This window comes from Bradyrhizobium yuanmingense, assembly GCF_025200905.1.
Taxonomy (GTDB): domain Bacteria; phylum Pseudomonadota; class Alphaproteobacteria; order Rhizobiales; family Xanthobacteraceae; genus Bradyrhizobium; species Bradyrhizobium yuanmingense.
The window spans coordinates 7,015,579-7,030,683 of record NZ_CP104173.1 but is presented as its reverse complement, the minus strand read 5'-3'; the positions used below and the strand labels follow the sequence as shown (position 1 = coordinate 7,030,683).

Genomic DNA, 15,105 nt, shown 5'->3' with positions numbered 1-15,105 from the left:
CGTAGCGAGACGCGTGACGGGTTGGGTGATCTTTCCACGGGCACCGCATCCGTGGAGAACCTGTCACCCCACCCCGCTTCACATCTCGCTGCGCTCGCTGTGAATCGATCCTCCCGCTCCAGGGGAGGGTGGGCATCTCGGCATTGGCTAGGAATGGGAATTCGACCATGACCAACCTCACCCCCAGCGGCTTCCTCAGCATCGATGGCGCCAGCCTCGAATACAGATGGTTCGCGCCGCTAGTCCCCGACGCGCCCACCATCGTGATGCTGCACGAAGGCCTCGGCTCCGTCGGCCTCTGGGGTGATTTCCCAGAGAAGCTGCAGCAGGCCACGGGCGCGGGCATCTTCGCCTATTCGCGCGCAGGCTACGGCCAGTCCAGCCCGGTCGCGCTGCCGCGGCCGCTCGACTACATGCATCGCGAGGCGCTGGACGTGTTGCCGAAGCTGCTCGACATGATCGGCTTCAAGCGCGGCCTCCTGCTCGGCCATTCCGATGGTGCCTCGATCGCCACCATCTATGCCGGGGCGCATCAGGATCATCGCCTCAATGGGCTCGTGCTGATCGCGCCGCATTTCATCGTCGAGGACATCTCGATCAAATCCATCGCCGCGATCAAGACCACGTTCGAGACCACGGACCTCAAGACAAAGCTCGCGCGCTGGCACAAGGACGTCGACAACGCCTTCTACGGCTGGAACGGCGCCTGGCTCGATCCGGATTTCCGCGATTGGGATATCTCCGAATACCTCGCATACATCCGCGTGCCCGTCATGATCGTGCAGGGCACAGATGATCAATACGGCACGCTGCGCCAGGCCGAGATCGCGCAGGAGGAATGTTACTGCCCGGTCGACCTGAAGATCATGGCTGGCGCGGCGCATTCCCCGCATCGCGAGGCCGCGGGGCCGACCCTCGATGCCATCATGCAGTTCGCAAAAGCCGCCTTGCGGGACGATCCGGGGCTTCAGGCTGCATGAAACCCATGCGCGCCGAGATGAAGCAAAGTGCATATGAGGTCGCGATTCGGGCTAGACTAACCCAGTAAGATGCACTATTGTGCATCTAACGCTCCAGATGCATAACCAAGCTTAAGGGTGGCTCATGGCCGGGGAAGATCGGCGCCTCGCAGGCGGCGCGACATTCATCGATTTCCAGACCGAACCGTCCCGCTACAAGCATTGGAAGCTCGCGGTCGATGGCGACGTCGCGACGTTGACGATGGACGTCGACGAGAATGGCGGCCTGTTCGAGGGCTACCAGCTCAAGCTCAATTCCTACGATCTCGGCGTTGACATCGAGCTGGCCGATGCGATCCAGCGCCTGCGCTTCGAGCATCCGCAAGTGAAGGTCGTGGTGCTGCGCTCGGCCAAGAACCGCGTGTTCTGCGCCGGCGCCAACATCCGCATGCTCGCGGGCTCGACCCATGCCCACAAGGTGAACTTCTGCAAGTTCACCAACGAGACCCGCAACGGCATGGAGGATTCGTCGGAGAATTCCGGCCAGCGCTTCATCACGGTCGTGAACGGCTCCGCTGCCGGCGGCGGCTATGAGCTGGCGCTCGCGACCGATCACATCATCCTCGCCGACGACGGCTCGTCCGCCGTCGCGCTGCCCGAAGTGCCGCTGCTCGCGGTGCTGCCGGGCACCGGCGGTCTGACGCGGGTGGTCGACAAGCGCAAGGTGCGGCGCGACCACGCCGATGTCTTCTGCACCATCGAGGAAGGCGTGAAGGGCAAGCGCGCCGTGCAATGGCGCCTCGTCGACGAGATCGCGCCGAACTCCAAGCTCGAGGCCAAGATCGCCGAGCGCGCCAAGGAATTCGCAGGCCAATCGAAGCGCAAGGGCAGCGGCAAGGGCATCGCGCTGACGCCGCTCAGGCGCCTGATCGACGAGAACAGCATCCGCTACGGCTTCGTCACCGTAGATATCGATCGCACAGCGCGCATCGCCACCATCTCGATCAAGGCGCCGGAGACCGCGCCGCCCGCCGACATCGACGGCATGATGGCGCAAGGCGCCTCGTTCTGGCCGCTGCAAGTGGCGCGCGAGCTCGACGACGCCATCCTTCACTTACGCATCAACGAGCTCGAGATCGCGATGCTCGTCTTCAAGAGCCACGGCGACCGCGCCCATGTGCTCGCCAGCGATGCTTTCCTCGAAGCTAACAAGGCGCATTGGCTGGTCAACGAGATCAGGCATTACTGGAAGCGCGTGCTCAAGCGCGTCGACGTCACCTCGCGCACGCTGGTGACGCTGGTCGAGCCCGGCTCCTGCTTTGCCGGCACGCTCGCCGAGTTCGTCTTTGCCGCCGACCGCTCCTACATGCTGATCGGCACCCGCCAGGGCGACAATCGTCCGCCGCCGTCGATCGAGCTGTCCGCCATGAATTTCGGCCCCTATCCGATGAGCCACGGCCTGACGCGGCTGGAATCGCGCTTCCAGGCCGATCCGTCCGATCTGGAGCGCGCGGAAGCAACGCTCGGCACCAGCCTCGATGCGGAGCAGGCCGAAGAGCTCGGCCTCGTTACCTTCGCGCTCGACGACATCGACTGGGACGACGAGGTCCGCGTGTTCCTCGAGGAGCGCGCCAGCTTCTCGCCCGACAGCCTCACCGGCATGGAAGCCAGCCTGCGCTTCGTTGGCCCGGAAACGATGGAATCGAAGATCTTCGCGCGCCTCACCGCCTGGCAGAACTGGATCTTCCAGCGCCCGAACGCCGTCGGCGAAGAAGGCGCACTGCGCCGCTACGGCAGCGGCCAGAAACCGAAATTCGATATGACGAGAGTCTAGCGAGTAGGGAGTGGCGAATGGCGAATAGGGAATGCCCATTCGCTATTCGCCATTCGCCATTCGCCCCTTCAAACGAGCTAGTCCCACACGGGAGGTCCCCATGAACATGAACATCATGAACGTCGACTACTCGACCAAGATTCCCAATAACGTCAACCTCGCCGAAGACCGCCAGGTGCTCAAAGCGCTGGAGGGCTGGCACCCCGGCTACATGGACTGGTGGAGCGACATGGGCCCCGAGGGCTTCCAGGAATCCCTGGTCTATTTGCGCACCGCCTACTCCGTCGATCCGCGCGGCTGGGCCAAGTTCGACTATGTCCGCATGCCCGAGTATCGCTGGGGCATTCTGCTTGCGCCGCAGGAAGAGAACCGCGTCGTGCCGTTCGGCGAGCATTATGGCGAGCCGGCCTGGCAGGAAGTGCCGGGCGAGCACCGCGCCATGCTGCGCCGCCTGATCGTGATCCAGGGCGACACCGAGCCGGCCTCGGTCGAGCAGCAGCGCCATCTCGGCAAGACCGCGCCCTCGCTGTACGACATGCGCAATCTGTTCCAGGTCAACGTCGAGGAAGGCCGTCACCTCTGGGCGATGGTCTACCTGCTGCAGAAATATTTCGGCCGCGACGGCCGTGAGGAGGCCGACGATCTCTTGCGCCGCCGCTCCGGCGATGCCGACGCGCCGCGCATGCTGGGCGCGTTCAACGAGGCGACGCCGGACTGGCTGTCCTTCTTCATGTTCACCTATTTCACCGACCGCGACGGCAAGATGCAGCTGCACTCGCTCGCGCAGTCCGGCTTCGATCCCTTGTCGCGCACCTGCCGCTTCATGCTGACGGAGGAAGCGCACCACATGTTCGTCGGCGAGACCGGCATCACCCGCGTCGTGCAGCGCACCTGCGATGCGATGAAGGCGGCCGGCATCACCGACCCCACCGACATCGCGAAAGTCCGCGCGCTCGGCGTCATCGATCTTCCGACCATCCAGAAGAAGCTGAACCTGCACTACACGCTGTCGCTCGACCTGTTCGGCTCGGAAGTCTCGACCAACGCGGCCAACGCCTTCAACGCCGGCATCAAGGGCCGCTATCACGAGACCCAGATCGAGGACGATCACCAGCTCAAGAACTCCACCTATCCGGTGCTCAAGCTGATCAACGGCGAGATCAAGCTGGTCGACGAACCGGCGCTGACCGCGCTCAACATGCGCCTGCGCGACGATTACAGCCAGGATTGCGTCAAGGGCATGCTGCGCTGGAACAAGGTGATCTCGACCGCCGGCTACGACTTCAAGCTGACGCTGCCCAACGTCGCCTTCCACCGCCACATCGGCGAGTTCAAGGACGTTCACGCGACGCCCGACGGCATCCTGATCGATGATGCCACCTGGGCCAGGCGCAAGGACGAATGGCTGCCGTCGGCCAGCGACGGTGACTTCATCACCTCTTTGATGCAGCCCGTGACCGAAACCGGCAAGTTCGCCTCCTGGATCTCGCCGCCCAAGGTCGGCATCGACAACAAGCCGGGCGATTTCGAGTATGTGAAGATCGAGTCGTGAGGGCGCTTGCGACGCACCACGACCGTTCCACACCCACAGCGTCATCGCCCGGCTTGACCGGGCGATCCAGTATTCCAGAGGCGGCTGTGATAGACGCGAGGCGCCGTGGCGTACTCACACGCCAGCCTGCCCACCGCCTGCTTGCCCCAAGAACAAAGCTATTCGGGTAGTCCTGCCTTGATCATCGCTTCCAAGAGTTCCGCTCTAAGCTTGGGCGAATAGTGCGGGGCAGCCACAGTTGATCGTCGAGAGCCAGAAGATCGGCGGAGAATTTCTGCCATCAGCCTTTGAGCGTCGTCCAATCGTCCAGCGCCCACGTAGCAGAGGATGGCCTGAGCCATTCCTACATTAAACGCCGGGGGGAAGGCTCGAACGGCTTTGTCAGCCCACTCACCCGCTTCGGCATGTCTGCCGGCGTTGTGATGCGCTAGAGCAAGTCCCAGCATTGCGTTGTAGTTGAAAGGATCGCGCGGACTTAGGTGCAGAGCCAGCTCAAGGTCCGCAACGGCGGCATCGGATTCGCCTTGCCAACCTCGAATGAGGCCCCGCGCGTGAAGTGCGGGTCCATAGGTTGGATTGAAATGGATGGCGCGCTCGACCAATTCAACCCCGCGATTGAGGTCGAGCGCGAACCAGAACAGGAGAAAGCCCACAACGGTTAAGGCCATTGCGTCGTCTGCCCCGAGCTCCTTTAAACGTTCGGCAATCTGCAAGACCTGAGCGTTGTCTTCGACAAAGTCTCCAGGCCAATTGTTGGCCCTTCGCCACGCTATGCAAGTTGCAGCGCCGCCATACGCAGGCGCAAAACTGGGATCAAGAGCAATCGCTTGCTCGAAATGCCTAGAGGCAGCTTCATTATTCTGTGGAGTGGTCGGGAAACGAATATGAGGCAAACCGCGATAATACGCTGTCACCGCATCGATGTTACCGGTCCTTTTTCGACTGGCTCTGTCGATCTCGGCACGATCGACTTCTGGAGCGATGGCCCCGACCACGTGTAGCGCGACCTGGTCCTGTAAATCGAAAACGTTTCCCAAAGCACCTTCAAACCGATCGGCCCAAAGGTGCGCGCCAGTTGCAACATCGATCAATTGTGCATTGATTCTTAGCTGCGACCCTCCCTTGCGCACACTGCCTTCGAGCACGTATCGCACGCCAAGCTCCTGTCCGACGCGCTTGATGTCGACAGCCTTACCTTTGTAGGTGAACGAGGAGTTGCGAGCGATGACAGAGAGCGTCCTGAAGCGCGAGAGAGCAGTAATGATATCGTCAACCAACCCATCGGCGAAGTATTCTTGTTCTGGACGGGCCGGCATGGACTGGAACGGCAACACGGCAATCGCGGGTTTGTCGGACGGCCCGGGAGCTGGTGTCGGGGGTTGAAGTGCGTCATTTGGGACCGCAGCGTCATCCTGTCCGCCGATTTCCTGCACGCTGCCAATGAAGCGAAAACCCTTCCTCTGTAGCGTCTTAATGAGGCGCTGCTGATCGCCGGCATCATGGATTGCGGCGCGCGCTGCATTGAGGCGGGTCGCAAGCGCGGCATCCGAGATGGCGCGGCCGCCCCAAATGGCGGAAATCAGATCGTCCTTGCTAACCACACGCTGGCGGTTGCGGATCAAGTAGAGAAGCACGTCGAAGGCCTGCGGCGTCACCGAAACCGCATCGATCCCCCTGCGCAGCTCCCGCTTGTCGGCGTCGAGCGCAAAGTCTTCAAACAGATAGCGCATCAGCTCGTCCGTTCCTCCAGCAGCGCGAGCGTAGCACAGCCCAGCAAGCGGGGGAGCGCGCGAAATCAGCCGTCGGTAATGAAAATGTAAGCGGTCTGTAAAGTGTTGCCGTCGCGCTTCGCGCATTCTTGCCAGGCGAAACCCTCAAGACCGGAGTGATGGCGATGAACGCAGCCTCAACAATGCTGCAGGATAGGCACGGCCACATCGACTATGACGAGGAGGGCACGGGACCCACCATCGTGTTCGTGCCGGGATCGTGGGCGACCGCGTCAAGCTGGCGGGGCGTGATCGAGGCGCTCGCCGGTCGTTTCCGGACGGTGACGACGAGCCTTCCGGGTTATGGCGGCACGAGGGACCGACGGACGGCTGCCGATACATCGATCGATCGGCAGGCGGAGATCATCGAAGCCGTGATCCGCCGGGCCGGCGGTCCCGTGCATCTCGTCGGACATTCCCTCGGCGCGCTCGCGTGTCTGGACGTCGCGCTGTGCGGGATGCTGCCGCTCATGAGCCTGACCCTGATAGAGCCGGTGGCTTTCGGCCTGCTGCGCCGGGAGAGCCAGCTTGCGCTGTATGAGCAGTTCACGGCGATGCGCGATGCATACTTCCAGGCGTTCGAAAACGGCGAGAGGGAAGCCGCGCTCCGGGTGATCGATTATCTCGGCGGTGAGGGCAGCTTCGATGCCCTGCCGTCCCGGATGCGACAATACATCGTTAGGACGACCGCGACCCAGGTTCTGGACATGCGTTCGGCATTCGATCCACCATTATCGGCTTTCGCCAACATCCTGCTCCCAACCCGCCTCATCTGCGGTGAGCGTAGCCCGCAAGCGTTGCAGCGAAGCGCGGAAATCCTGACCCGTGCGTTGGCGAACGCGTCGCTATGCACGATAGCGGGCGCAACCCACTTTATGCCGGGCACGCACGCTGCGGAAGTAGCCCAGCGCATTGGTGACCATGTGTCTACGACCGAAGCGCTTGCTTGGGACAGCCTGTCCATCGCCTCTCCGTTCAGTTCACGATCGCTCGGCCATGCGGTCTAGATCACCAACTGCTTCCGCAGCGCCCTCGCCGGCTGCCTCGGTCATCGCAGGCGCGGAGCCAGCGCCCCGCGGCGCAATTTCGCGGGCGAACTGGTTGAGTGAAAGCAAGGTGGAACGCGCATGAGAGACTTGATTGGACAGACCGCATTCGTGACTGGCGCTGCCTCGGGCATCGGACTGGGGATCGCGACCGTGCTGTCGCGGGCGGGCGTGAGGGTCATGCTCTGCGATATCGAGGAGGAGGCGCTGAAAAAAGTGGTCGCGGACCTGAAGACACGAACCAAAGCCGATGTCGATGGCGTGAAAGCGGACGTTTCGCTCAAGGGCGAACTTCAGGCGGCAGCGGACGCGACCGTCGCGCGGTACGGCAGAATCCACATATTGGTCAACAATGCGGGCGTGGGTGGCGGCGGCACCTTTGGTGAGTGGACTGATTCAGACTGGAACTGGGTCCTCGGCGTCAACCTGATGTCGGTGATCTGGGGCTTTGAGATATTCGGTCCGCTGATCGAAGCGCACGGCGAAGGAGGGCAGGTTGTTTCCACGGCGTCCGTCTCCGGACTGATTACGGGACCAAGTCCGGCATACGATGTAAGCAAATATGGAGTGGTCGCGCTCTCCGAGGGGATGCGTAACGTGCTCGCGCCGAGGAAGATTGGGGTCTCCGTTCTGTGTCCGGGCTTTATCCGCACGCAGATCATGAACTCTCGGCGCAACGTGCCGCACCGATTTGCCGGGGCTGTCGGCAACCCTCCGCCGACAGAAGGACCACGCGCGGAGATCATCAAGGCATTGCATGAACGGATCAACAACGGCGTTGATCCGCTCTACGTAGGCGAGCTGGTTCGCGAGGCCATCGAAAACGACTGGCCCTACATTTTCACCGATACTGAGCACGAACCATTCATCGAGCAGCGCTTCGCAGCGATCAAGCAAGGATTCGACCGGATACGCGGACGAACGCCGCGACGCTAGCTCTCGCATCCATAGATTTTGAGTACACGCGCCAGCTCGACGCGTGTTTTGCCCGACGTGTCAACTGCATGGCGGCTGCAAATGTTGTCTCCAGGCCGCTCGAAAGATCCCTTATCGATCAAGGGGCCCGCTACTGTGCATGGGGTTGTTTTCGACGTTTTGGTTTTAAGCCCGATGCACGTGACGGGAGACCGCCGGATCAATCGCTATCCCACCCGCTGCCCTTGATCCCCGGGTTCGCATAGACGATGCCGCCGTCCACCGCGATGGTCGCGCCGACCACGTAATCGCCGGCGCGGGAGGCGAGGTAGATCGCAGCGCCCGCCATGTCCTCGTCGGTGCCGATGCGGCCCACGGGGACGCGCGTTGCAACCTCGTCAGCGTGGTCGCGCGCGGCGCGGTTCATGTCTGACTTGAACGGGCCCGGCGCGATTGCGGTGACCACGATGTGGTCCGGGATGAGCTTCACCGCCATGCGCCGCGTCAGATGAATCAGCCCGGCCTTGCTCGCCGCATAGGAATAGGTCTCGCCGGGATTGACGAAGATGCCGTCGATCGAGGCGATGTTGATCACCTTCGCCGGCCGTTCCGCGCTTGCCGAGGCGCGCAACGTCGGCGCCAGTGCCTTGGTCAGGAAGAACGGCGCCTTGACGTTGAGGTTCATCACCTTGTCCCAGCCGTTCTCCGGAAATTCGTCGAACTCCGCGCCCCAGGCGGCGCCCGCATTGTTGATGAGGATGTCCAGCCGGGACTCGCGTTTCCCGAACTCGCTGGCCAGCAGCTCGGCGCCGGCAACGGTCGAGATGTCGATCGGCAGCGCGATGCATTCCCCGTCATATTGCGCGCTGAGCTCCTTCGCGGTGGCCTCGCACGGTCCGGCCTTGCGCGCGGTGATGTAGACCTTTGCCGCGCCGGCGCTGAGAAATCCCGCCGCGATCATCTTGCCGATGCCGCGCGAGCCGCCGGTCACCAGCGCGATGCGGCCTTTGAGCGAGAACAGATCGTTGAACATGCGTCCCTCCCTTGGTTGCCGCCGGTTGTGGGCGGAGCGGGGAGGGGTGTCAAGGAAGGCACGCTTGTCCTCGACCAGTGCAGATTGAGGCCTACGCCGCCGCGATGCGGCGGAAGCCGTTCCACATCGCGGTCGCGGCACCCGAGGTCAGCACCGGCAGGATCCGCGCGTCCTGATAATTGCCGTTGAGCGAGACGCGGGGCAGCGCGGTCATGTGGCCGGCGTTCTCCGCGAACAGCATGCCGGGCCGCGTCGTCACCGCGGTCTTGAAACCGGCGGATGCGGCAAGGGCGAATTCGCGCGCGCCCGCGGCGTCGCGGTCGCCATAGGGATAGGCGAGGTGCAGCACGGGGCGCTCCAGCGCCTGCTCGATCCGCGCGCGGCTCGCGGCCATCTCCTGGGCGGCGATGCCTTCCGTCTGCTTGGCGAGGTTGCAATGGCTGACGCTGTGCGCGCCGATCGTGACCAGCGGATCGGCGGCAAAGGACTTGAGCTCGGCCCAGGACAGGCAGAGGCCGCGGCACAGCGCTTCCATGTCGACGCCGTAAGTCCTGCACAGCGCCCCGATCTCGCGCGCAAGATCCTGCTCGCCCGGCAGCGCGCGCAGCCAGTCGTGCAGGCGGTCGAATGCCGCCTGCTTCGCCGCGACACTGGTCGCATCGAGCCGCAGGGCGGAATTGCCGATCTGAATGTCGATCTGCTCGGCCTTGGCGATCACGGCCTCCAGCGCCGTCCACCACAACCGCCCGGTGCCGTCGGCAAAATCGCTCGTGACGTAGACTGCCAGCGGCGCGTCAAATTCGCGCAGCACCGGCAGCGCGTAATCCAGATTGTCGCGGTAACCGTCGTCGAGGGTGAAGGCGGCGAAGCGACGGTCGAACCGGCCCTGCACCAGCCGCTCATGCAGCTCGTCCATGCTGACGATGTCGATGTCGCGCGAGCGCAAATGGCACAGCGTGGCGCGCAGGAAGTCGGGGGTGACCTCGAGATGCCGGTTCGGCTGGAACGCAGCCTCGCGCGCCGGCCGCACGTGGTGCAGCATGAAAATGGCGCCGACGCCCGACAAGAGCGGGCGCAACAGGTGGTGCGCCCCGCTGAGATAGAGTGCTCCCAGCCCGGCGCGGATGACGTTGTTACGCAGTTGTTTCATGACCGGGTGGGGGACTTTGGCATTCCGGCCTCAACTTACGGAAGAACCCTTGAAGAAAAAGTTATTCCGATTGTCCCACCCGGGCCTTGGGACCAGGGCCATTTCCGGTTTGACAGCCTGCCAAGGGTTTGTTTTGTCTCCGTTTCCAGAGGTCGGGTCGTCGAATGCAGAAGCTTTTCTCGTGGGCCAGCAAATGGTGGCCGGGGTTGATCCCCCTTGCCGTCATGTGGGGATTTGCGGCCTGGAATAATACCTTACCGGTCGAGGCTGATCTGTCGGCCCGCAGCTCGGCTGCGCTCAAGGACACCGTTCTGGACAAGACCCGGATCGCGGTCGACGGCCGCGACGTCAGCCTGGCCGCGGACGCCTTCTCCGAGGAGGGGCGCCGCGACGCAGTGATGGCGGTCGAAACCGTGCCCGGCGTGCGGCTGGTCGACGACCGGACCCGCCTCGTTGCCGAGGCCAAGCCCTTCGTCTGGAATGCCGAGCGCGACGTGGTGCGGGTGACGCTGTCGGGCTCCGCGCCTCTGCCATCGATGAGGGCCCGGCTGACCGAGGCGGCTCGCAAGGAAGTCGGCGGCGTCGAGGTCGCCGACCAGATGGGGCTGGCGCGCGGGGCGCCGCCCCGGTTCGAAGCCGCCGCGATGCTGCTGCTGGATCAGATCGGCAAGCTGAAGGACGGCAAGATCACGATCACCGACACCAAGGTCAATCTGTCGGGCATGGCGCGTGAGCTCGGCGGCCGTGAGGCGATCGCGGCTGCGCTGAAGAACCTGCCCGAGGGTTTTTCGATTGCGGCCAACGAGATCAAGGCGCCGCCCTACATCTTCCAGGCCTACAAGGATCCGGTGGCTGCGACGGTGACGCTGACCGGCTATGTTCCGGACAACAACGTCCACGCCGCGATCGGCACCAGCGCCTCGCGAAAGTTCTTCACCGAAAAGGTCGTCGACAATCTCAAGGCCAGTATCGGCGCCCCCGGCTCCTTCAGCACGGCTGTTATCGCCGCGCTCGGCGCGCTGTCGCGGCTGTCGACCGGCACGCTGGTCGTCTCCGACCGCGAGGTGAAGCTCTCGGGCGATGCGCTCTACGAGGGCGCCGCCAACGAGATGCGCGCAGGCCTCGGCAAGGACTTCCCGAAGAACTGGCAGTACAAGCCGGAGATCACGGTGAAGCCCGCCGCAGGCCCGGTCGACGGCACCGTGTGCCAGCAATTGTTCTCGGAGCTTCTGACCAAGGGCAAGATCCGCTTCGCGAACAGGCGCGCGGACATCGATCCTGACTCGGCCGGCATTCTCGATCGCCTCATCGAGACCGCGCTGCGCTGCCCCACCACCAATATCGAGGTCGTCGGACATACCGACGCCGATGGCGAGGATGTCTTCAACCAGGCCCTTTCGGAAAAGCGCGCGCAGGCGGTGATCGACTATCTGGTCAAGGCGGGCCTTCCTGCTAGCCGCTTCACCGCGGTCGGCCATGGCAGCACGCAGCCCGTCGCCGGCAACGACACCGATGAAGGCAGGGCGCAGAACCGCCGCATCGAATTTCTGGTGAGGTGACGATGCCCTATCTCGTCTCGTTCCATCTGGGCTGGCTGATCGGCTCGCTGCTGCTGGGCTTCTGCATGGGCTGGATCTCGGTGGTCCAGCGCGGCAACGGCACCTCGAAGGTGATTGCGCGGTGGCTCGCAGTGCTTGCCGCCGCCCTGGTCGCGGCCTCTCTCACCCATGTGGTCCCCGGTCGCTTCGGCTACTGGCTCGACCTCGGCCTGATCATGTTCGCCTGCTATCTCGTCGGCGGCACGATCGGAGCGTGGCTGCGCGATCGGGTGGTCTCGCGTACCGCGCCGCCAGCCGCTGTGTGATGTTGCTATGCACCCTCACGCGCGGGGCGGGGTGTGCTCCGCCGCGGCCTTTCGGCGCATTGGAAAACCGGGACCTGGCCGCTCCAGTCACCCCTCTTTCAACAGGCAGGCCGGCTCCATAGATTGACGTTGGCTTAAGGCGTGACGGAACATTGTGCGGCCGAAATCATCAAAACTTCATGGCCCCTGCGCAGGATCGCCTGGAGATTCGCGCCAAGCCTTGCCGACGAAAGCGCCAAATTCTGCACTGGGAGCTGCGACCCTGCCTAAAATATTGAAGGCACGTGTTTTTGTTCGAATTGGCGAATTCCACTTCGGCCGAAAACGCGCTAGTGGAGGGGCAGGGGGCATGCGCGATTCCGGCGCCGGCGGCGAGGGTTCGTTGAATGCCTGCGCGTCCGCCTGTCCGCCGGCCACCCTGGCCGCTGAAGCGTTGTTCGAGGTCTAGATGCTGGAAGCCATACGCAGGGCGACGACGTTTCTGCGCCAGAAGCAAGTCCTGCATAAGCTTGGAGTCGTGATCAGCATCGCGGTCATCGGCATCGCTTGCTACGTGCTCTACCACATGCTGCGCGGCATCGATTTCAACGAGGTCCTCGAAGCGATCAAGAGCACTGAGCCGAGCCAGATTGCGATGGCGGCGCTATTCGTCACTGCGGGCTATTTCACGCTGACCTTCTACGACCTCTTCGCCACGCGCGCGATCGGCCATGCCCATGTGCCCTATCGCATCAACGCGCTCGCGGCCTTCACCAGCTATTCGATCGGCCACAATGTCGGCGCCTCCGTCTTCACCGGCGGGGCGGTGCGCTACCGCATCTATTCGGCCTATGGGCTCAACGCGATCGACGTCGCAAAAATCTGCTTTCTCGCCGGCCTGACCTTCTGGCTGGGCAATGCCGCGGTGCTCGGCCTCGGCATCGCCTACCATCCGGAGGCGGCAGCCTCGATCGACCAGCTGCCGGTCTGGCTGAACCGGACACTGGCGCTGATGATCATCGTGGCGCTGATCGGTTACGTGATCTGGGTCTGGAGCCAGCCGCGGGTGGTCGGCCGCGGCCCTTGGACGGTGGTGCTGCCGGGCGGCCCGCTGACGCTGCTCCAGATCGCGATCGGCATCGTCGATCTCGGTTTCTGCGCGCTGGCGATGTATGTGCTGGTCCCCGACGAGCCCAATCTCGGCTTCGTGATGGTCGCGGTGATCTTCGTCTCGGCGACCCTGCTCGGCTTCGCCAGCCATTCACCCGGAGGCCTGGGGGTGTTCGATGCCGCCATGCTGGTTGGGCTCTGGCAGATGGACCGCGAGGAGCTGCTGGGCGGCATGCTCCTGTTCCGCGTCCTCTATTATCTGTCTCCGTTCGTCTTATCTGTAATCTTGCTGACGTTTCGAGAGGTTATAATCGGCGCCCGATCGAAGCGCTTGCAACAGGCGGCGCTCAAGCTGGACCCCGGCCCGGCGCCTGAAGCCGCCTATGTGAGAGAGCGCAGCGACAGCGGCGCCTGACCGGTGTCAGGTCCTTAAGGACAGTCCCCAGGAGAAGTCCGCCCCGATGGCGATCGACGCCCCCTCTTCTCCCTCCGCCCACCCCTGGTCCGATCGGCTGCGGCACTCGACCATCATCCTGATCGCCGCGGCGCTGGCGCTGTCCGTCGTGGTCTCGCTCGGCGAATTGTCGGCGCTGCACGCTGCAATCGTGTTCCTCTGCATCGCGGCGGCTGCCTTGATCCCGTGGCGGCTGCACGATCCCGCCACCTCCCGCGACGACGTCAGACGCATCAACCCGGTCGAGAGCGCGGCGGTGGCCGCGGTGGTCGCCGGCATGCCGGATCCGGCGGTGCTGCTCGACCGGGCCGGCCGCGTCATCCACCTCAACGCCGCCGCCGCCCAGCTCGCGCCGGCGCTGCGCAAGAACGAGCTCGCCCAGTTCGCGCTGCGCTCGCCGGAGATCATCACCGCGCTGCGCGAGGCCATCGCGACCACCGAGCCGCGGCGCGCGACCTATCTCGATCATGTTCCGGTTGATCGCTGGATGGAGCTGATCATCACGCCGGTACCGGTGCCGACCAGCTTCGGCGGCGCCGACAAATGCATGCTGATGACCTTCCACGACCAGACGCCGCTGCGCCGGGTCGAGGAGATGCGCGCCGACTTCGTCGCCAATGCCAGCCACGAGCTGCGCACGCCGCTGGCGGCGCTGTCGGGCTTCATCGATACGCTCCAGGGCCAGGCCAAGGACGATCCCAAGGCGCGCGAGCGCTTCCTCGGCATCATGCACAACCAGGCCACGCGCATGGCGCGCCTGATCGACGATCTCTTGTCGCTGTCGCGGGTCGAGCTGTCGGCCCATGTCCGGCCCGACACCCTGGTCGATCTCGTCCCGATCATCCGTCAGGTCGCCGACGGGCTCGAGCCGCTGGCGCGCGAGCGTCAGGTCGAGGTGGACATCCACCTGCCGGAGCCGCCGGTGATGATCGCGGGGGACCGCGAGGAGCTGCTCCGCCTGTTCGAGAACCTGATCGAGAACGCGCTCAAATACGGCGCCTCCGGCGGGCGCGTCATCGTGTCGCTGACCTCGAGCGCCGCCGCTGACGGAACTCAGGAAATCCGGGTCATGGTCCGCGATTTCGGCCCGGGCATCGCGCCGGAGCACCTGCCGCGTCTGACGGAGCGCTTCTACCGGGTCGACGTCGGCGACAGCCGCTCGCAAGGCGGCACCGGGCTCGGGTTATCGCTGGTGAAACATATCCTTAACCGTCATCGCGGCCGCCTTTTGATCGAAAGCGTGCCCAGGCAGGGCGCCACCTTCACCGCCTGTTTTCCCCAGATCAAGACTCCGGCTTGATCGGAAACGCAAGCAATTTCAATTGCTTGGTGTCGTCATCCAACTGTCACGAAACCTTCGTAAAAGCACAGCCGACCGCCCCTAAAGCGGCGGCGCGGGGAGCGCGATCGGGCGCGGATGGCGCTTCGCTCCCCTGTATG

At 63.9% G+C, this 15,105-nt stretch carries 12 protein-coding genes; 9 read left to right on the top strand and 3 right to left on the bottom strand.

All coding sequences use genetic code 11. The annotated features are described in order from the left end of the window. Positions 1-167 precede the first annotated feature (167 nt). The 3 genes from N2605_RS32635 to boxB all read left to right on the top strand — a co-directional run bounded on the left by N2605_RS32635 (position 168) and on the right by boxB (position 4,345). Positions 168-980: an alpha/beta fold hydrolase gene (locus N2605_RS32635; RefSeq protein WP_260345022.1), complete on the top strand. Its 813-nt coding sequence runs from the start codon at positions 168-170 to the stop codon at positions 978-980. 124 nt (positions 981-1,104) lie between these two features. Further along, positions 1,105-2,793, top strand: coding sequence for a 2,3-epoxybenzoyl-CoA dihydrolase (gene boxC, locus N2605_RS32630; protein ID WP_260345021.1), 1,689 nt, complete (start codon positions 1,105-1,107; stop codon positions 2,791-2,793). Between the two features lie 100 nt (positions 2,794-2,893). Next, entirely contained in the window at positions 2,894-4,345 is a 1,452-nt protein-coding gene (boxB, locus tag N2605_RS32625; protein ID WP_260345020.1) for a benzoyl-CoA 2,3-epoxidase subunit BoxB, read from the top strand. 158 nt (positions 4,346-4,503) lie between these two features. On the opposite strand, the gene N2605_RS32620 is transcribed toward boxB, so the two are convergent. Further along, entirely contained in the window at positions 4,504-6,075 is a 1,572-nt protein-coding gene (locus N2605_RS32620; protein WP_260345019.1) for a winged helix-turn-helix domain-containing protein, read from the bottom strand. Between the two features lie 164 nt (positions 6,076-6,239). Here N2605_RS32620 and N2605_RS32615 point away from each other — a divergent pair, with 164 nt between their 5' ends. Then, positions 6,240-7,121, top strand: a complete 882-nt coding sequence (locus N2605_RS32615) for an alpha/beta fold hydrolase (RefSeq protein WP_260345018.1) — start codon at positions 6,240-6,242, stop codon at positions 7,119-7,121. A gap of 120 nt (positions 7,122-7,241) precedes the next feature. Then, positions 7,242-8,096 (top strand): SDR family NAD(P)-dependent oxidoreductase, encoded by an 855-nt coding sequence (locus tag N2605_RS32610; protein WP_260345017.1) that lies wholly within the window; start codon positions 7,242-7,244, stop codon positions 8,094-8,096. Between the two features lie 199 nt (positions 8,097-8,295). On the opposite strand, the gene N2605_RS32605 is transcribed toward N2605_RS32610, so the two are convergent. Both N2605_RS32605 and N2605_RS32600 read right to left on the bottom strand, forming a co-directional pair. After that, positions 8,296-9,108 (bottom strand): SDR family oxidoreductase, encoded by an 813-nt coding sequence (locus tag N2605_RS32605; protein ID WP_260345016.1) that lies wholly within the window; start codon positions 9,106-9,108, stop codon positions 8,296-8,298. Between the two features lie 91 nt (positions 9,109-9,199). After that, positions 9,200-10,258 (bottom strand): polysaccharide deacetylase family protein, encoded by a 1,059-nt coding sequence (locus N2605_RS32600; protein ID WP_260345015.1) that lies wholly within the window; start codon positions 10,256-10,258, stop codon positions 9,200-9,202. 164 nt (positions 10,259-10,422) lie between these two features. Here N2605_RS32600 and N2605_RS32595 point away from each other — a divergent pair, with 164 nt between their 5' ends. The 4 genes from N2605_RS32595 (at position 10,423) to N2605_RS32580 (ending at position 14,965) form a co-directional block, all read left to right on the top strand. Continuing rightward, positions 10,423-11,817, top strand: coding sequence for an OmpA family protein (locus N2605_RS32595; protein ID WP_260345014.1), 1,395 nt, complete (start codon positions 10,423-10,425; stop codon positions 11,815-11,817). 2 nt (positions 11,818-11,819) lie between these two features. After that, positions 11,820-12,122 (top strand): hypothetical protein, encoded by a 303-nt coding sequence (locus tag N2605_RS32590; RefSeq protein WP_036001688.1) that lies wholly within the window; start codon positions 11,820-11,822, stop codon positions 12,120-12,122. A gap of 448 nt (positions 12,123-12,570) precedes the next feature. After that, complete coding sequence (locus tag N2605_RS32585; RefSeq protein ID WP_036001683.1) at positions 12,571-13,626, top strand: lysylphosphatidylglycerol synthase domain-containing protein; 1,056 nt, start codon at positions 12,571-12,573, stop codon at positions 13,624-13,626. Positions 13,627-13,672: 46 nt separating this feature from the next. Continuing rightward, positions 13,673-14,965, top strand: coding sequence for an ATP-binding protein (locus N2605_RS32580; RefSeq protein ID WP_260345013.1), 1,293 nt, complete (start codon positions 13,673-13,675; stop codon positions 14,963-14,965). Positions 14,966-15,105 lie beyond the last annotated feature (140 nt).